We start from the raw sequence: 18,194 nt of genomic DNA on the forward strand, positions 1-18,194 counted from the left end.
GCGACAGCAAAATAGCGCTCATGACTAACACATTAGTCACAAGCGCTACCGCTTTATTTCTGTTCTGGATTCGTTGTTGCATACCGTTCATTTAGTCGATCAATGTTCTTCTGAGCGACTTCATCAAACGGAATATTGGCCCATTCGGCAACTTGAGAGAGGTACCATAAAACGTCACCCATTTCTTTGGTCAGCGTCTCACGGTCTAAATCAGCACCCTGAAAGGTATATCTTTTGACGAGGTCAACGACTTGCCCCGTTTCACTAGATAAGCCAAGGGCACAGTTTGTCAACACCTGCTCGCTACCAAAGAGTGTTCGTTTCGCCGATTTTTGATACTCGTTAAATTCCATGACCACTACTTACCTCCAAATGCGTGAGATTCGATCCAATCCCAAACTTGTTCCTTACCCGCTTTGGTTTGCGCAGAGAAGGCGAGTAGCCCATCGCTCTTTTTCATATCGAGCGTTTTTTTTAACCAAACTCAGTTGCTTGTTCCACTTAGCCTTCGGAATCTTATCCATCTTAGTGGCAACAACCAGTACGGGAATGTCATAGTAGCTTAACCACGTGTACATTTGCTGGTCGTCCTTGGTTGGCGCATGCCGCCCATCCACTAACGAAATGACGCCACGAAGTGTTTCGCGACTTGTGAGGTAGGTCTCGATCATTTGACCCCATTTTTCACGCTCTGCTTTTGAGACCTTCGCATAGCCGTAGCCAGGAACGTCGACAAAGTACAACTGAGACTCAACGTGGTAAAAATTCAACGTTTGGGTTTTCCCTGGTTGACTCGACGTCCGCGCATAACTATTTCGATTGATCAACACGTTCGTTAGTGATGACTTACCAACGTTCGAGCGCCCTACCAGCGCAATTTCGGGCTGCCCGGTAGTGGGATACTGCTTCGGATCTACCGCACTCATGACTAATTCAACTTCATGGACTTCCATTTATATTCCTCCTCAAGGTTTGGGTCAACGATAATCAGTCGGGTGTATAACACACAAAAGCACCGAATGGCTCAAATTGCCCATTGGGTGCTTTTGATACGGCCGGAACTGGTTGTTGATCTCAGCAGCCAATTCGCACACACCGTGCTTAAATTAGGACGCCTTTTGATCCTTTAAGATCAAGGCTGGTTCTTCATGATCACGAACCGTCTCACCGGTCACAATGACCTTTTCGACATCGTCACGACTTGGTAAGTCAAACATAATGTCGCGCATAACATCTTCAATGATCGAGCGTAATCCACGAGCACCAGTGTTACGTTTCAGGGCTAATTTCGCCATTTCGCTGAGCGCTTCGTCTTCAAAGTCTAGCTCAACGCCATCTAATGAAATTAACTTCTGATACTGTTTAACTAAGGCATTCTTTGGTTCAGTTAAAATCCGAACCAAATCACTTTCAGAAAGCTTCTCTAAGGCAGTTAAAATTGGCAGACGACCGATGAATTCCGGAATTAACCCGAATTCGAGCATATCTTCTGGCACAACTCGTTGCATCAAGCTTTCTGTCTCATCGACTGGTTGGTGTGTTGAATCGGTTCCGAAACCAATCGTCTTATCACCGAGCCGGTTCTTAACGATCGTTTCGATACCATCAAAGGCCCCACCAACAATGAACAAAATGTTCGTCGTATCAATTTGAATAAATTCTTGTTGCGGGTGCTTGCGACCACCCTGAGGCGGAACGTTAGCAGTAGTACCTTCCAAGATCTTCAAAAGGGCTTGTTGAACCCCTTCACCAGAAACATCTCGGGTAATCGATACATTTTCAGCTTTTTTAGCAATTTTATCAATTTCATCGATGTAGATAATGCCTTTTTCAGCACGTTCAACATCGTAATCGGCATTTTGAAGTAACTTCAGCAAGATGTTTTCAACGTCTTCACCAACGTAACCAGCTTCAGTTAACGTCGTGGCATCTGCGATTGCGAATGGCACATTCAAAATTTTTGCCAGAGTTTGGGCGAGATACGTCTTCCCAGACCCAGTTGGGCCAATCATCGTAATGTTACTCTTTTGTAGTTCTGGGCCATCTTCTTGGCTAGTTGCCATTTCATTAACCCGCTTGTAATGGTTGTAAACCGCAACCGACAGCGTCTTCTTAGCTTCGGTTTGGCCAATGACGTATTGGTTCAATGAATCGACGATTTGTTGTGGTGTAGGTACATCGAATACCGTTTGGGCACTCTCTTCACTAAACTCTTCATCAATAATTTCTTTACATAAATCAATACATTCATTACAGATATAAACCCCAGGGCCAGCGACGATTTTCTTCACTTGATCCTGTGACTTACCACAAAAAGAACAGTTTACGGGGCCATTTACATCAGTATTTTCGAACAATTAACAGTCACCCCTTTTTAAGTTAACCGCATTGTATCATTTCTACAACGCAAGTGCTACTATACCATAGTTCTTGCACCGTGAGAAGTAATTTGAACTTCCAACGATGACCGGTTAACTCAAGCCAATATGCAACAAAAGGCCCATGAAAGAATCAGATAACCTCATCTCCAGGGCCTTTTAGTCGCGTTAACGAATTAGATTACTTTTCGTCGTCTTTTTCGTCGTCGTCTTTTTTCTTGTCTTGCTTAGCTGAGTCGGTGATTTCGTCAACCGCCTTCTTAACTGCGATATCATGCTTCAACATGTCTTCAGATAAAGCAGAACGAACGGCGCTTTCTTCCATACCGTATTGGCCAGCTAAATCCTTAACTTCGGCACTGATTTCGTCTTCAGATGGTTCGATGTTTTCAGCTTCAACGATGGCTTCTAAGACCAAGTTAGTCTTAACCCGACGTTCAGCGTCAGCAGCGAATTGCTTGTGCAAGTCGTCTTCAGTCGTACCAGTCAACTGGAAGTACATCTTAGGATCGATACCTTGTTGTTGCATGTTAGCTAAGTATTGGTCCATTTGACGGTGGATGTCTTCTTCGATCATTGCAGCAGGCACTTCAGCAATTTCAGCGTTATCTACGGCTTCGCGGATAGCTTCATCTTCAATTGCATCGTGGGCAGCAGTGGTCTTTTGTTCCTTCAGTTCATCCTTGATCTTAGCTTTCAATTCGTCAAGGCTATCAACTTCTTCGTCGATGTCCTTAGCAAATTCGTCGTCAAGTTCAGGTAATTCCTTTTGCTTAACTTCGTGGATCGTGGTCTTGAAGGTTGCATCCTTACCTTGTAAGTCTTCGGCTTGGTAATCTTCTGGGAAGGTAACCTTAACGTCAACATCTTCACCAGCCTTGTGGCCAACTAATTGGTCTTCAAAGCCAGGATGAATGAGTTTGAGCCAAGTTCGAGTGAGTAGTTATCAGCTTTCCCACCGTCGAATTGCTTACCGTCAACGTAACCATCAAAGTCAATGGTGACAGTGTCGCCCTTAGCAGCGGCTTCGTCTTCTTTAAGCACTAATTCGGCTTGTTGTTGACGACGACGTTCCAATTCAGCATCAATGTCCTTTTGGTAGACACGGGTGTTTTGCTTAGTAACGCTCAAGCCCTTGTAGTCGCCAAGCTTAACGTCTGGCTTAACCGTAACAACGGCCTTCAATACCCAAGGTTGACCCTTTTCCATTGATTCAACGTTGATTTCTGGTTGATCAACTGGTTCGATACCAGCTTCTTCGATAGCTGCTTCGTAAACATCTGGTAAAACAATGTTCAAAGCATCTTGATAAAGGGCTTCTTCACCGTACATTTGGTTGAAGATTTGACGTGGCACCTTACCCTTACGGAAACCAGGCACAGCCAAGTTCTTCTTAGTCCGTGCGAATGCTTGGTCTAAGCCTTTTTTGATTTCATCGGCACCAATTTCAAAGGTTAATTCACCTTTGTTGGTTTCCTTTTTTTCCCATTTTGCAGACATTATATTCCCTCCGAATTAAAAATCTCTTCGAATACGATCATATTCAAATTGCGTACAGCTTTCAGTTTACCGTATGGGGGGCGAAAAGTAAACATTATTCCCCCCTAGATATCGATAAAATACACAGGTTTTCAGCAATCAGCGACGTTCATTGGCCGATTTTTAAGCTCACGTCAATTCAATCGTGACGGTTTAAATCACATGAGCCAATCTTCGGCCAGCTTAACCAGCTGACATTAAATCTGATTCAAAGAAAAAAGCCCGAAAAGGCAACCTTCTCGGACTTTTCTTGTTCAATTTAGGTAGGTATTAGTCCATGATTTCTGAAACAACACCGGCACCAACAGTGTGGCCACCTTCACGAACAGTAAACTTAGTACCCTTTTCAATGGCAGCTGGTGCGATCAAGTCAACTTCGAAAGTGACGTTATCGCCAGGCATAACCATTTCTACGCCATCAGGCAATTCGATAACACCAGTGATATCAGTGGTGTGGAAGTAGAATTGTGGACGGTAGTTTGAGAAGAATGGCGTATGACGGCCACCTTCTTCTTTAGAAAGGATATAACTTCACCCTTGAACTTAGTGTGCGTTTGGATCGAACCTGGCTTTGCAAGAACTTGGCCACGAACAACTTGTTCACGGTTAACACCACGAAGCAAGACACCAACGTTATCGCCGGCTTCACCAAATTCCAAAGTCTTACGGAACATTTCCAAACCAGTAACAGTACTCTTAAGAACTTCTTCCTTAAGACCAACGATTTCAACTTCGTCGCCGACCTTAACAGTCCCACGGTCGATACGACCTGAAGCAACAGTACCACGACCAGTGATCGTAAATACGTCTTCAACAGGCATCAAGAAAGGCTTGTCGTTATCACGAACTGGCGTTGGGATGTATTCATCAACAACGTCCATCAAGTGTAAGATAACCTTTTCTTGTTCTTCGTCGCCTTCAAGGGCTTTAAGAGCAGAACCGCGGATAACAGGAATGTCATCTCCAGGGTAATCGTATTCTGAAAGTAATTCACGAACTTCCATTTCAACCAAGTCGATCAATTCATCATCATCAACTAAGTCGGTCTTGTTCAAGAAGACGATCAGGTATTCAACACCCACTTGGCGAGCCAACAAGATGTGTTCACGCGTTTGAGGCATAGGACCATCAGTAGCGGCAACCACTAAGATAGCACCGTCCATTTGAGCGGCACCAGTGATCATGTTCTTGATGTAATCAGCATGTCCTGGGGCGTCAATATGTGCGTAGTGACGCTTTTCAGTTTCGTATTCAACGTGGGCAGTGTTGATCGTGATACCACGTTCACGTTCCTCAGGTGCCTTATCAATGTCAGCATAGTCTTCAGCCTTAGCCAAACCCTTAGCGGCTAATACCTTAGTAATTGCTGCAGTCAAAGTAGTCTTCCCATGGTCGATATGGCCAATAGTACCAATGTTTACATGGGGCTTAGTTCTTTCGTATGTTTCCTTTGCCATTAATGAAACCTCCTGTATTTTTCACAAAGATTATGCTGATTAGTAATTCATCAGCAACCCTTTGATGTTAATTATACTACTTCTTCTCGAAAAGGTAAATCGAGAATCCCTCAAGAAGAATCCTTAAACATTATATAGATTAGGTTATCGTTTGTAAACCATAAAAACGGTTTTTGGTTAAAAGTTTTTTATGCACCGGTCATTTCCGCCATGATCAGCGCTAACTTTTGTTGCCACCAAGCCACCGAAAATTGAGCAGCCGGTTCCCGACTAACGCTGATATCACCGTGAATTAACCGGGTGATCCATTCAGTTGGGCTAGAAATTGCACGCTCAATAAATGGATAAAGCAACGTTAATTGTAACTGAAGCGATTCTTGATAAAGTTGTTGCGTAATTGGGTCGTTTTGTGCAATTTCAGCTTGGAGTTGCTGATTTAATTTTTGAACGATCGGTAGTTTTCCAAAGGGTTGTAACGTCGACGGAACAAGTTGATAGTCTTGGTCGTCTAACCAACGGAACTTTACCGTCTCTGAGAGCTTCAACTGTTGCATCAACTGTAACAAACTGACTCGAATCACCGGTTTAACGAAGGGATCCGTTAGCAATGCCTTGGCCGCAGTCAACCATTCCGTTAGCGGCAATTGTTTGCCTGCCTCAAAAGCCTGTCGTTGTTGCTGCAATCCATGAGCACTTAATTGGTAAAACGCCTGATAATCCGCCTGAAAATGCGTACTTTGGCGACACACCGTCTCTGCCTGTTCTAGCAACGCATCGATTTTAGAAGAAGTTACCCCAGTTGTCGCCATTAAAATGTGAACCAGCAGTAATTGTCGATTCTTTAAAAGAACTTGCACCATTAATTCAAAATGATCCGTATCCACTAGGTAACTATTCCAATCATCCGCCATTACCGATTTTGCAGCGACGTACTGCTGGTCCTCAAATAAGCTTCTCACTAATAAATGATTAATTTTAGGACTTTTTTCTTGCTCATAAACTTGTTCATACAGCGTTGCGGCAGTGTGCCATTGATGCTGTTTAAACGCTGCGTTGGCCTGTTGTAACGCTCGATCTGTCACCCAATCACTCCTCTTTCTTCTTGGTACTCAAAAGCACTATTCGAAGCCAACTTTCAGCTTCAAAATAGTGCTTTGGGTTAGACCTTATTCAGCAGTTTCATCAGTTGCTGCTTTGGCCGGTTGATTGTTTTTCTTATGCTTGCTCTTTGGCTTATGCCGCCGTGGGTCAACTTCCATGATTACGGGTAAGATAACTGGGTGTCGACGTGTTTGTTCAAACAAGTAGTGATTCAACTTTTCACGAACATCTTGTTTCAGATGCGTCCAGTCAAATTCCTTGTTATCCAAGTTAGCCTGAACTGTGGTTTTAATGATCTCTGCACTTTCATGCATCAGGTTCTTATTCGCCTTAACGTAAACAAAGCCACGTGAGGTGATCTTAGGTTCCGCAATAATCTGCTTCTTTTTGTGGTCAATCGTAATAACCGCCACAAAGATGCCGTCTTCTGATAACACTTTACGGTCACGCAAAACAATGTTACCAATGTCGCCGACTCCGATACCATCGATCATGGTGTTACCCACTTCGACACTACCACTCAAAACCATCTCATGCTTGTCATAAACCAGTTGGTCACCCTTTGCAGTCAAGAAAATGCGGTCAGACGTTAACCCCACCTCTTCAGCTGCCTTTGCATGGGCCGATAGCAAACGATATTCACCCTGAATGGGAATCAAATACTTTGGCTTCAACAAGTTGATCATCAGTTGTAAGTCGTTCTTGCTAGCGTGTCCCGAAGAGTTAAGTTCGTCAGAAATCGCCTTAACTTCTGCACCGGCCCGGTAAATCATATCGCGTGTTTTGGCAACCGTTGTTTCCATGGCATGTGATGGCGTGGTCGTGATAAAGACAAGGTCACCAGGTTCAATTCCTAGTCCCTTTTCTTGTTGATTTGCCATCCGTTGAAGTGCCTTGATTGGTTCACCCATACGACCAGTCTGCAAAATAACGGTTTGTTCTGGTGCTAATTTAGCTAACTGTTCTTGCGTCACCAGCAAATCGTCTTCTGGCAAGACTAGCTTATGCAACCGCATTGCCGTATCCACGATTTTTTCGATATCTTGGCCCGTCAAATAAACCTTCCGACCCGTCTTAGCCGCTGAATCAAACACTTGTTGTAACCGCAAAATGTTTGATCCAACGCTGGCAACGATAATTCGGCCATTGTGGTAGTTAAACGTTTCAAGCACGTCGTCCGCAATATCGCGTTCGCTAGCCGTTTCGTTCGGATTTTCAGCATTCGCTGAGTCGCTCAATAAGGCTAACACGCCGTTTTTGCCAATTTCGGCTAACCGCGCGTAATCCGTTTGATAGCCAGGGGCTGCTGTTTGATCAAACTTGAAATCACCAGTGTAGACAACACTCCCGGCATTTGATGCCAACACGATCCCCATTGATTCAGGAATTGAGTGGGTCGTCTTAAAGAACGAGACCGTCACGTCACCAAAGTCAATTTCGGTCCGAGCATCCACAACGTGAAAGTCGTCAAAGTCCTTTGCATTTGGATCAGATTGACAGTTCAGCTTTGCCAATTCAATGGTCATCTCAGAGCCAAAGACCGGTACTCGGAACTCCGATAAGAAGTATGGTAATGCACCAATGGCGTCAGCGTGACCGTGGGTTAAAAAGACCCCAACGATGCGGTCCTGGTTTTCACGCAAATAAGCGTAATCCGGAATGACAATATCAATCCCCAGCAGTTCATTTTCGGGGTATTGTAGCCCACAATCTAAGACATAAATACTGTTATTAATGTCGACAATGTACATATTTTTACCGTTTTCGCGGACCCCGCCCAACGGCATAATTTTAACTTGTGATTCTTCCATAATTCACCTCAACTGTTTTGATTCAACGGGTCAATCCGTTTCTGCGAGTCATTTCAAAACGACTAGTCCCCGCTTTTTCCCTAAATTCCAGTGATTTAGGCACGTCTTTAAACTGCTTACAGTTTATCACACTTTGACCGGTTTCAGTATAAAAACTACTAGCCGGCTGATTTTATACCTAATCGATCACGATATTTACGGATTACCTTCAAGCCGTTTGTTCACTGAGATTGCGTCGGTCTGCGCTAACGTTTTGGTATATTTTTCCAAGCCCCATCGGTTGCGTTCACTCAAATCTATGTATAGAAAAAGGAACCTCCCAGTACGGGAAGTTCCTTTGAAAAGGTCTTGATTAACGACGAAGACCCAAAGCCTTGATCAATTCACGGTAACGTTGAACGTCAGACTTACGAAGGTAAGCTAACAAGTTACGACGGTGACCAATCTTCTTCATCAAACCACGTTGTGAATGGAAGTCCTTCTTGTGAGCCTTCATGTGGTTGTTCAATTCGTTAATGTCTGCAGTTAAAACAGCGATTTGAACTTCAGCAGAACCAGTGTCGCCTTCGTGACGAGCAAACTGCTTCATGATTTCGTTTTTCTTTTCTTGACTAATAGCCATGGTAAATTCCCACCTTATCATAATAGTTGTCCACCCGTTACTGAGTAGCCGTGAGTGAGATCGCGGAGAACTAAGTAAGGGCACTTTAAGAACGATACTCATTCTACACGAGTCACCTGATAAATACAAGTGAGATTCCCGTTAACTGCCGTTTTAATTGCCCTTGACCGCAATTAAGGTCTAATTTCTTAACGACATCCGATTTTCTCGTGGCCAGGTTTACCAATTACTACCGGTAAAACGCGTTGATTCTAAAACCCCTATTGCATTCGCACGCTAAGTTCGGTATAATGGCATTCGTTGAATAATTAAGGTAGCCAGCCGGCTCTTTTTAGTGTGGAGGTGAAATCATGCCAATTATCAAATCTGCAATTGAACGTGCAAAGACGAACGTTAAAGCTAACGAACGTAACTCAGCACAACTCAGCAGCATGCGTACAGCCGTTAAGAAGTTTGAAAAGGCCGTAATCGCTAAGGACGACAACGCAGCTGATTTATACAAAGCTGCTTCTAGCGCCGTTGACAGCGCTGCTTCAAAAGGTTTAATCAAAGCTAACAAAGCTTCCCGCGACAAGTCACGGATGGCCGCTCGTTTAGCTAAAGCCAACGCATAATTAAACTTAACTTTTGAACAACAAAAAAGGACCGCCGTTTGGCGGTCCTTTTTTGTTGTTTTTTCGTTAAGCAACTTGATCGAGGTATTTTAACATAAACAATTCAAATAAAATCATCGGGTCTTGCGTAGACGATTTAAGCGCGCGTTCAATTTGGGCGAGCCAAGGTACGCCTGTCTTAAATGGGCCAACTTCAAGGACCGACTGCTCTGCATTGCTAATTTCACCCGATATGGATGCACTTTTAACGTCTGAGCAATACTCCCCTGACTATAGCCATTTTTGGCAAGGATCTTGGTTTGAATCAACAACCGAAACTGTCCAATTAAGACGCGTTGATTTTCAAGGGTTCTTCTTTCGTCAAAATCAACTGCCGGTACAGATTTAAAGCCGCTTCGATTCGACGGCCCATCACATCATTGACCAAATCAAAAACGTTTTGATCTAACGATTTGGTAACGAGTTCTAACACGATTGGCGCCGTGATCACCTTATCGTCAAAGCACGCTAACGTGAGTTTGGCAATTCACTCATAATGAGTGATAAATCAGATCCCGTTCGTTGTAACAACGCGTTAACAGCCTGTGGTTCGATCTGCATATCCGCCTCACGAACCCGTGCCTCGATCAACTCGCGAATCTGATGTTCGCCGATTGCTTCAAGCGACACCACTTCCGCCTGCTTTTTAAGCAACTTCACCACTTTTGCGACTATCCAATTTACCACTCGTCGCAAAATACGAGAATCGTTGTTGGTTCTGGATGTTCAAGGTACGACGTTAAACTCGCCATATCGTGTTCAATTTTACTTCCCCGATGCGTTTCAGTCGTCAAAAAATACGCGCGGTCAACGAACACCAATCGCTTGTCCCCAAAGAACGGTGCGGACATGGCATCATCTAACGCCTGTGCCACCGGAGTGGTTTCCATATCATAACTTGCATAGTTCATGGTTTGCTCAGCTTCTGGAATAAGCGCCAAAAACGCCGCCCGAAGTTGCTGACTTAAGTAGCTGATCACCGGTAATCACGTATACCGGTTGCGCTTGTTGTTTTCCAAGTGCTGCCATGGTTGTTTCAAATGTCACGAAAATGCCCCTTTCAAAAACGTCTGCCAATAACCTGGCGCGTGAGCCCGAAACCGGTACGTCACCATGCCATTTTGTTGCGTACTAAAGTACGGCACTTGCTGTTTGGCAAGCGTCGCCAATGTCTCTTGATTAGGATGACCGTACCGATTTTCCCGGCCAGCCGAAATAATCCCAATTTTGGGTTGCCACTTTGCCACAACCGTTGGATCCGATGACGTTTTACTGCCATGGTGTCCTAATTTTAACACGTCTACCGTTAGTTGTGGAAAATGGGCGGCAATTTGTCGTTCACCTGCCTGATCAAGGTCACCCGTGAATAACCAGCTTAACTGACCATAGTTGGCGAATAACACCATCGAATCTTCATTGGTGCCCTCACCGGCTTTAAATGGGTGAACAACTTGTAATTGAGTACCTTCAATTGATTGACCAGCCTGAACTTCAATGACTTGCGTTCGGTGCTTCATTAAAGCTGGTTGAACGCGCTTCATGAACCGCTCATTGCTGGTCATCCCCAGTGGCACGTAAAGCCGTTTAACAACTAGCGCTGCTAGTACATCATCAACATCGCCGGTGTGGTCGGCATCTTGATGGGACAACAGTAAATGATCAATCTGCGTAATTCCCAGACTTTTAAGGTAGTTAATGCTTACCCGTTCGGCGGTACTTCTACCAGTGGGACGATGCGACCCAAACGTGACCTTACCACCCGTGTCGATCATAATCACTTGTCGGTTACCAGGTTCTCGAATCAAAAAACTATCCCCCTGACCAATATCAAAAAAGGTCACTTCACCGTCTAGGGGATGTTGGCGCCAAAACATTAAACCCGCGTAACTGACAATCAACAGTCCGAATAACCAACGCCGAATCCGCGCCGTTTGTGCAGCTAAGATCATAAACGTCAACACACAAAGACCGGTCGTCATCAATGCCGTCGGTTGTCCCGTCACTACCATTCCGGGCAACTGAGCAACCCAATCCAAACTGAACGTGAGCCCTTGTAGCCCCCGTTCACCCATCCCCGCCGCAACTGGCCAGCTCGGCCCGAGCCACATTAAGCCAAACACAACGGGAAAAACTAACCAGCTAAACAACGGTAATAGTAATAAATTAACGAACAACGACAAGACGTGCCATTGATAGATGTGATATAAAATGGTCGGCAAACTAATTAAATTCAGCATCAACGTTTGAAATAGGAGTGACCGCTGATTCAAAAAGATTAAACTAAACGCTAGTCCGTAACTCAGTTGACCCCCTAATTCGGTCAACATCGCTGGACTTATCGCTAGGCCAATGAGTAAACTGAGTCCCCAAACCGTTAACCGGCTTAGCGAAACCCGTCCCAATTTGGCCAATATGCCAATCAACACCACCAAAACCGCCCGAATAACGCCCGGACCGCCCCCAGCGATAATCACGTAACTCGGCAAAATTAAACAAAGGCCAATGACACGAAGTCCTTGCGGTAGTCGTAACAGGGCCATTCCCCATTCAATGAGCGCCACCAACCAAATAACGTGAAAGCCTGAGATACTAAATAAATGGATCAAGCCAAGGTCTTTAACCGCTGCCAGCCGTTCATAAAAGCCATCCGCACGATAGCCTAAAAACAACCCTTGAACATACAATCGCAACGTCTCAGGTAACGACTTCGTTCGTTCAATCAGCCAGTAACGCAACGCATGACACCCATTAACCCAAATCGTCCACGGATTACGGGCTTGCACCGGTGTTAGTTGTTGTAACTGAATAATTTTGATCTGATTAAACGTCCACCGATGCGCCTGATACGCGCCAAAATCAAATTCATTGACGTTGGTTGCCGGCGCATACCGGTCCACGTCTCCCGTTAACATCATTTGACTCGTTTGTCGCAGACGATACGCCTCAAGTTGGCTGTTATCTGCATAAAAACGACCTTCGATCCAGTAGCCAGATGGCAATTTACCTCGTAGTTGAACACTGTCAGGTCCAATTCGAACATCATCCGGTTGTACTTGGACGATCAATTGCGTTCGGGTTGTGGTCGGTAAGTGACCCGTAGCCATGAGTTGTTGCTGATGATAAAACCAGCCACCAAACCCAACTAAAACCATTCCAGCTAACAATAACGTTATAGGTTGTCGCAAACACACCAGCCTCAGTAACCATAGCACCGTCAAACCACCGGCTAACCAAGTAATGCCAAAAAAGACGCCGCTTAAACTGCCCGCCAATATGGCGAGCCAAATGATATGTCGATTAATGTCCAGCTAGATAGGCATCGACTGAGGCGCGTTCAATTGCTTCAGCGTCCAACTCAACGTGAGTGAGCGTCACGTGTTTCTTTTCGATCAGTGACATTGCGTAGGGATCATTATGGTAGTTTCGCAGATAATAAATCTTTTTAATTCCCGCTTGAAGTAGCATCTTAGTACACTGTAAGCACGGAAAATCAGTAACGTAAATTTCAGCGCCATCCGTTGGTTCACCAAACTTAGCACACTGCAAAATAGCATTCATTTCTGCGTGAATCGTCCGAAGCAATGGCCATCAACGAGGTAACACCCCTCATCGATACAGTGAACATCGCCTGACACGGAACCATTATAGCCGCCCGCAATAATTCGCCGATCACGAACGATCGTTGCACCAACGGACAAACGATTACACGTACTCCGACTTGCTAACAAGACTGATTGCATCATAAAGTACTGATCCCATGGAATTCTCTTCTTCGTCATTATGCTCAAGGCCTCCAATTTGATAGTCCCCACTAGTATACCAAATATCATCTAAATATGGGTTGCTAAGTCACCATTGATCATGACGCGTACACGCTCTTTCAAACTGCGAGTTGCGGTCGAAGTCGTTCCAGCGTTTTGTCGCCAAAGCCACTAACTTCCTTCAACTCTTCAATCGATTGGAACTGCCCGTGGGCTTCTCGATACTCGATAATTTTCGCCGCCTTTTTTTCACCAACGCCGTCTAATTGTTGCAACTCAGTAACATCCGCGGTATTTAAGTTAACCTGAGGTGTCTGACTGGTCCCCGTTGCGCCCGGACCAGCCGGTGCCCCAGCTTGGTTCATTGCGGCATCAACCTTTTCACCCCGTTTTGGAATGTACACAACTTGTTGATCAACTAACCGTTGCGCTAAATTAACCTGCTTTTCATCAGCATTACCCGCGAAACCACCAGCAAGTTGAACCGCATCGATCACGCGCATAGTTTGGTCAACTTTTTTGAGTCCCGGCTGTTTAACAGCGCCCTTAACGTCCACGTACATTGTCGTAGTCACGCTGGTCGTTGCGGTCTGACCATTCTCGGTCATCTGCATTGACTGTGACGAAGCCGTCACCGTTTCAGCCATCATGGTGGTATCGTTAACCGGTTGCGGTTGTCGTAATAGCAAAAAGGCAGCCCCGATTAAAGCAAGTACCAGACCGATAATGATCCAGATCTCGCGACTCGTATTCTCCAACAGCTCCTTTAACCTTTCCAACGTTTCCCCTCCTTTCTGTCACCCCCTAACTACGCGAACCGTCATTCGTTTGCTTCAAACAACTTTAGAATTATCAGAAAAACTTGGAAAACTACGCTCGAACTTTTTTTACTGTCGTTTGTGTCCAGTGACAGTGTGCGGAGCGAGACGGGTTGAGAGCAGTGTGCAAGGTAACATCGGTGAAGGCGCCCGGGCCTGGCGGGTTTACCGATGTTACCTTGCATGCAGCTCTCAGTCTCGCGTAGCACCATTCGGCATAGTGGCCAGAAAGCGCGTGGTTAGCAAGTTCCTACAATATCAGGAACCCTAGAAATGACAGTTTAAGTGGCGCCGAATTCTGTAGCCTGAACGAGCGCTTTTCAATGCGGCTTTGGCGAGCGAAGCGACGACAAACAGCCAACACCCAAATCGCACCAACACTTACGCTGGACACAAGTGACAGTAACTATCACTGAAACATGCACAAGCACAAAAAAGAAGCCGGTAATCGCTAAAAGCGACGCCGACTTCTATTGTTTCACTAATTTATTGGTGAGTTTCCAAATAATGAAGCGCCTGCTTAAAGCTCGTCACTGGCACGACTTTCATATTCGGGGCAACTTTTTTAGCTGTCCGTTTGGCCAATTGATAATTAGTGACGTGACCTTCCTCCAACTGAAGAATCGCCTTCGTTGGCTTAACGTACGGCGCAAAGAAGATCGTTGCGCCCGCCTTTTTAGCAGCAACAATTTTTTTATCAATGCCACCAATTTCGCCAACTGATCCATCTGGGTTGATGGTCCCCGTCCCCGCAATTTTACGCCCGTGACGGATGTTTTTTCCAGTCAACTGGCTGTAAATTTGAAGACTAAACATCAATCCACCTGACGGCCCGCCAATTTGACCAGGATCAACCTTGACCTTAGGCGAAGTCGTCACCTTAACGTTATCAGTCAAAATAATCCCGATTCCTGGTTGTCCGGAAGATAGCTTGATCAACGGTGCCGCTACGACCTTAAATTTACCATGCCGCTGGTATTGAACGCGGAGTGTCGTCCCCACTTTTTGGTTACGGATGTATTTTTGAAACCCGTAGGCACTTTCAAAGTGATGCCCATTCACTTTTGTAATGGTGTCACCAACTTTAAGTTTACCTTTAAACTGCGAATTGGACTGAATCTGCATCACGTAAATGCCCAGGTATTTTTTAGTCACCTTTTTATGGGCAGCTTTAACGGCAACCGCTTTGGCTTCATCAATGGCGCTTTGCATGTAGAAATTCTGCATCTGCATGTACGTGTCATTACTTTGGCCACCGGTGATACTGGCTTCGCTTTCAATCGAGCTATACGGCGACAGCTTCGCCAACGCATAGGTGAACGGTCGCGCCTGAGCTAGTTGCACCGACGTGATCATAAACTTACCCTTTTGCTTATCCGCATGCCCCGGAATCGTCACGAACGATTTTAAATCATCCGCTGAGCCGGGCGACTCAATATAGGCCGACATTGGCCAAAAAAAGCCAATCAAGATCACGATTGCGGCAACAATCGAAACGCCGTACCGGACCCAACGCTGTTTCAATATTTTCTTCATCTAATTAAACCAACCTTCAGTCTTCTCTTAACGCCTCAGCCACTGCTTGTGGTACCAACGAATCAATATCGCCACCAAAGTGCATGACTTCCTTTAAAAGGGTTGACGAAATAAAGGCGTATTTTGGCGCGGTCATTAAGAAGACCGTTTCAATTTGTTCGTTGAGGTGCTTGTTCATACTAGCTGTCGCTGATTCATATTCAAAGTCTTTCGTATCTCGAATACCGCGAACAATCACCGATGCGCCAACTGACTCAACGAATTTAACCGTCAGGCCACCTTCGGCCTGCACCGAAACGTTTGGTAAATGAGCGACGCTACGTTTGATCAACTCAACCCGCCGCTCCGTAGTAAACAGGGCCTTCTTATTCGTATTGATCCCAACGGTGACGATCAATTTATCAAATAATCGGCTAGCACGTTCAATAATATCTAGGTGGCCCAACGTGAGCGGGTCAAAACTACCGGGATAAACCGCAATTGTCATAACAACTCACACTCCTTGATATTGATAAATCGTAATTTGGGTAATGCCATAGGATTTGCGTTCCAGAACTTGGCAGTTCCCAATTGTATCAGGCAAGGCTGCCTCTTGATTCGTTTCACACATGATGCGACAATCCGTTGCCAATAGGTCTAACTGCATCAATAATTCAATTTCAGCAACGATTTTTTGTTCCTTATATGGCGGATCAAAATAAATCAGATTAAACTGTTGTCCTTGTTGACTGAGGGTTTTAACTGCTTGCTGCGCATCCCGCTTGAGGACCGTAAACTTATCTGGTTCCTTAGTCACTTCAATGTTTTGCTTGATGGTCTTAATGGCAGCGCCCTGTCGATCAATCAAAACAGCGTGTGCAATTCCCCGTGATACCCCTTCAATACTAAGACCACCGGATCCTGCGAACAGGTCCAAACTGTTCCCACCATCAAAGTAAGGGCCGATAATATTGAAGACAGCCTCCTTCACTTTATCCGTAGTAGGCCGGGTTTTCATTCCCGGAACGGCCCGGAGTTTCCGGCCACCGTATTCACCCGCAACAACGCGCATTAATCTTCATCCTCCTCAAATTTAACTTGATCCGTTTTAGTCGTTGGATTCCCCGAAAGGCCCAACAATGCTAATAATGATTGCTTGGGTGACTCAATCACCCGTTTCACAAACCGTAATTGTTTTAATCGTTCAATCGTTGATTGTGCATCTTCAGCGTTCACGTACAGTGTCGCGTAACGCATTCGCTTAGAGACATATTCAAGATGCCCGTATCGCTTTAATTGACGGACTTGTCGCAAACTAGACACGTACACGATCAAATTCGTTCGTTCTTGAATGGCTAACATCTATTTCTCCTTCTTTCCACGTTCTCGAGCACTCACATTTAAAACCAACCCCAAACAAAGCGTCAGGGATAACATACTTGATCCACCGTAGCTAATAAACGGAAAGGTCACCCCGGTGATCGGTAAGAATCCGACTACCCCACCGACGTTGATTGACGCCTGCACCGCATAGTAGGTTGCGACGCCGTAACAAACTAGCGTATCGAAAACGTTATCTGCATGCATCCCAATTTTGATTGTCCGCCAGACGATTAAGCCCAGTAATAGTAAAATCACGATAATAGCAGCTAAGCCTAACTCTTCGCCTGTGATGGCCATGATAAAGTCGGTGTTGGGTTCTGGTAAATACCCCCGTTTTTGAATCGAATTGCCGAGACCAACCCCAAATAAACCACCGTTACTTAAAGCGTAGTAGGAGTTCACCAATTGCTGGCCGGTATCCTTCGCATGCCCGAACGGATCGACAAAGGCAACCAGTCGTGCAAGTTTATAGGATTTAACAATGCCACTTTCAGATAACTTCAGTGCAATTGGAAATGCAACAAACACGATGCCGACAAAGGTCGCGCCGATAATTTTCCAACTTCGCTTAACCGGGATACCACTCGCGAGACACATCATATAAATAATTGCGGTAATAATCGACGCACTCCCCATATCGGGTTGTATAAAAACCAACCCAGTGAGAATTGCGCTTATAATTAGTGGCCCACGCATCGTCCACCACCAATGACCACCTAGTAACTCCGACTCTCGCTTAGGGCTAGCCAACGCATGAGCAACCAGAATAATCAAATAAAATTTAACAAACTCGGCAGGTTGCAAATTTATTGAACCAAATGAAATCCACCCCGCAGCTCCGTTAACCGTCTGCCCTTTTGCTAACAGATAAATAAAAAAAAGCAAGAAGACGCAAAAGCCACCAATTATCATAACCTTCGTTTGCCATTTTCGAAAATTCATCGCGGTGACAAACCCGGTCAAAACCATTCCTACTATCACCCACATCACTTGCTTAATCAGGTAAGCAGTCGGCGAAGAACCGTTTTGAATTGCGACATTCGCGCTGGACGAATAAACCATTACGATGCCAATTGCACACAGTGTCAGGTACGGCACAATAATTAAGTAATCTAATTTTTTTAACCTTTTCATTTCATTCCACGCCATTCCAAAA

At 45.1% G+C, this 18,194-nt stretch carries 16 protein-coding genes and 5 pseudogenes; 1 reads left to right on the forward strand and 20 read right to left on the reverse strand.

The window, feature by feature from the left end; all coding sequences use genetic code 11:
* Nucleotides 1–53 precede the first annotated feature (53 nt).
* From JCM2765_RS08715 to rpsO, 8 genes and pseudogenes are all read right to left on the reverse strand, one after another.
* Nucleotides 54–353: a nucleoside triphosphate pyrophosphohydrolase family protein gene (locus JCM2765_RS08715; protein WP_054736107.1), complete on the reverse strand. Its 300-nt coding sequence runs from the start codon at nucleotides 351–353 to the stop codon at nucleotides 54–56.
* A 5-nt stretch (nucleotides 354–358) separates the two neighbouring features.
* Nucleotides 359–953 (reverse strand): annotated as a pseudogene (yihA, locus tag JCM2765_RS08720) (ribosome biogenesis GTP-binding protein YihA/YsxC).
* A 153-nt stretch (nucleotides 954–1,106) separates the two neighbouring features.
* The gene (gene clpX, locus JCM2765_RS08725) at nucleotides 1,107–2,357 is read right to left on the reverse strand and encodes an ATP-dependent Clp protease ATP-binding subunit ClpX (RefSeq protein WP_054736071.1); all 1,251 of its coding nucleotides are present in this window, start codon (nucleotides 2,355–2,357) and stop codon (nucleotides 1,107–1,109) included.
* Between the two features lie 202 nt (nucleotides 2,358–2,559).
* A pseudogene (gene tig / locus JCM2765_RS08730) lies at nucleotides 2,560–3,878 on the reverse strand (trigger factor).
* A 309-nt stretch (nucleotides 3,879–4,187) separates the two neighbouring features.
* A pseudogene (tuf, locus tag JCM2765_RS08735) lies at nucleotides 4,188–5,374 on the reverse strand (elongation factor Tu).
* Nucleotides 5,375–5,562: 188 nt separating this feature from the next.
* A complete protein-coding gene (locus JCM2765_RS08740; protein WP_054736073.1) occupies nucleotides 5,563–6,456 on the reverse strand; it encodes a hypothetical protein in 894 nt (297 codons plus the stop codon).
* Between the two features lie 84 nt (nucleotides 6,457–6,540).
* Nucleotides 6,541–8,286: a ribonuclease J gene (locus JCM2765_RS08745; protein WP_054736074.1), complete on the reverse strand. Its 1,746-nt coding sequence runs from the start codon at nucleotides 8,284–8,286 to the stop codon at nucleotides 6,541–6,543.
* Nucleotides 8,287–8,638: 352 nt separating this feature from the next.
* Nucleotides 8,639–8,908 (reverse strand): 30S ribosomal protein S15, encoded by a 270-nt coding sequence (rpsO, locus tag JCM2765_RS08750; protein WP_054701144.1) that lies wholly within the window; start codon nucleotides 8,906–8,908, stop codon nucleotides 8,639–8,641.
* A 350-nt stretch (nucleotides 8,909–9,258) separates the two neighbouring features.
* On the opposite strand from rpsO, the gene rpsT reads away from it, so the two are divergent.
* Nucleotides 9,259–9,522: a 30S ribosomal protein S20 gene (gene rpsT, locus JCM2765_RS08755; RefSeq protein WP_054736076.1), complete on the forward strand. Its 264-nt coding sequence runs from the start codon at nucleotides 9,259–9,261 to the stop codon at nucleotides 9,520–9,522.
* 113 nt (nucleotides 9,523–9,635) lie between these two features.
* Here rpsT and JCM2765_RS19090 read toward each other — a convergent pair.
* From JCM2765_RS19090 to JCM2765_RS08795, 12 genes and pseudogenes are all read right to left on the reverse strand, one after another.
* A pseudogene (locus tag JCM2765_RS19090) lies at nucleotides 9,636–9,934 on the reverse strand (hypothetical protein).
* 95 nt (nucleotides 9,935–10,029) lie between these two features.
* The gene (locus tag JCM2765_RS19095; RefSeq protein ID WP_369404063.1) at nucleotides 10,030–10,191 is read right to left on the reverse strand and encodes a hypothetical protein; all 162 of its coding nucleotides are present in this window, start codon (nucleotides 10,189–10,191) and stop codon (nucleotides 10,030–10,032) included.
* Nucleotides 10,192–10,241: 50 nt separating this feature from the next.
* The gene (locus tag JCM2765_RS19100; protein WP_369404064.1) at nucleotides 10,242–10,472 is read right to left on the reverse strand and encodes a hypothetical protein; all 231 of its coding nucleotides are present in this window, start codon (nucleotides 10,470–10,472) and stop codon (nucleotides 10,242–10,244) included.
* A gap of 7 nt (nucleotides 10,473–10,479) precedes the next feature.
* A complete protein-coding gene (locus JCM2765_RS19105; protein WP_369404065.1) occupies nucleotides 10,480–10,608 on the reverse strand; it encodes a hypothetical protein in 129 nt (42 codons plus the stop codon).
* Nucleotides 10,605–12,746 carry a DNA internalization-related competence protein ComEC/Rec2 gene (locus JCM2765_RS16715; RefSeq protein ID WP_057151654.1) on the reverse strand — a complete coding sequence of 714 codons (2,142 nt, stop codon included), beginning with the start codon at nucleotides 12,744–12,746 and terminating at the stop codon, nucleotides 10,605–10,607. The genes JCM2765_RS19105 and JCM2765_RS16715 overlap by 4 nt, the downstream gene beginning before the upstream one ends.
* A gap of 112 nt (nucleotides 12,747–12,858) precedes the next feature.
* Nucleotides 12,859–13,340, reverse strand: a pseudogene (locus tag JCM2765_RS08765) (ComE operon protein 2).
* A 101-nt stretch (nucleotides 13,341–13,441) separates the two neighbouring features.
* The gene (locus JCM2765_RS08770; protein WP_054736078.1) at nucleotides 13,442–14,101 is read right to left on the reverse strand and encodes a helix-hairpin-helix domain-containing protein; all 660 of its coding nucleotides are present in this window, start codon (nucleotides 14,099–14,101) and stop codon (nucleotides 13,442–13,444) included.
* A 525-nt stretch (nucleotides 14,102–14,626) separates the two neighbouring features.
* A complete protein-coding gene (locus JCM2765_RS08775; protein ID WP_054736080.1) occupies nucleotides 14,627–15,676 on the reverse strand; it encodes a SepM family pheromone-processing serine protease in 1,050 nt (349 codons plus the stop codon).
* Nucleotides 15,677–15,692: 16 nt separating this feature from the next.
* Nucleotides 15,693–16,163, reverse strand: coding sequence for a pantetheine-phosphate adenylyltransferase (coaD, locus tag JCM2765_RS08780; RefSeq protein ID WP_054736082.1), 471 nt, complete (start codon nucleotides 16,161–16,163; stop codon nucleotides 15,693–15,695).
* Nucleotides 16,164–16,169: 6 nt separating this feature from the next.
* Nucleotides 16,170–16,727: a 16S rRNA (guanine(966)-N(2))-methyltransferase RsmD gene (gene rsmD, locus JCM2765_RS08785; RefSeq protein WP_054736084.1), complete on the reverse strand. Its 558-nt coding sequence runs from the start codon at nucleotides 16,725–16,727 to the stop codon at nucleotides 16,170–16,172.
* Nucleotides 16,727–17,017: a YlbG family protein gene (locus JCM2765_RS08790; RefSeq protein WP_054736086.1), complete on the reverse strand. Its 291-nt coding sequence runs from the start codon at nucleotides 17,015–17,017 to the stop codon at nucleotides 16,727–16,729. The genes rsmD and JCM2765_RS08790 overlap by 1 nt, the downstream gene beginning before the upstream one ends.
* Nucleotides 17,018–18,187, reverse strand: a complete 1,170-nt coding sequence (locus JCM2765_RS08795) for an FtsW/RodA/SpoVE family cell cycle protein (protein WP_425568479.1) — start codon at nucleotides 18,185–18,187, stop codon at nucleotides 17,018–17,020.
* Between the last annotated feature and the right edge of the window lie 7 nt (nucleotides 18,188–18,194).

Origin of the sequence: Secundilactobacillus similis DSM 23365 = JCM 2765 (assembly GCF_001311075.1) — a bacterium.
Taxonomy (GTDB): Bacteria; Bacillota; Bacilli; order Lactobacillales; family Lactobacillaceae; genus Secundilactobacillus; species Secundilactobacillus similis.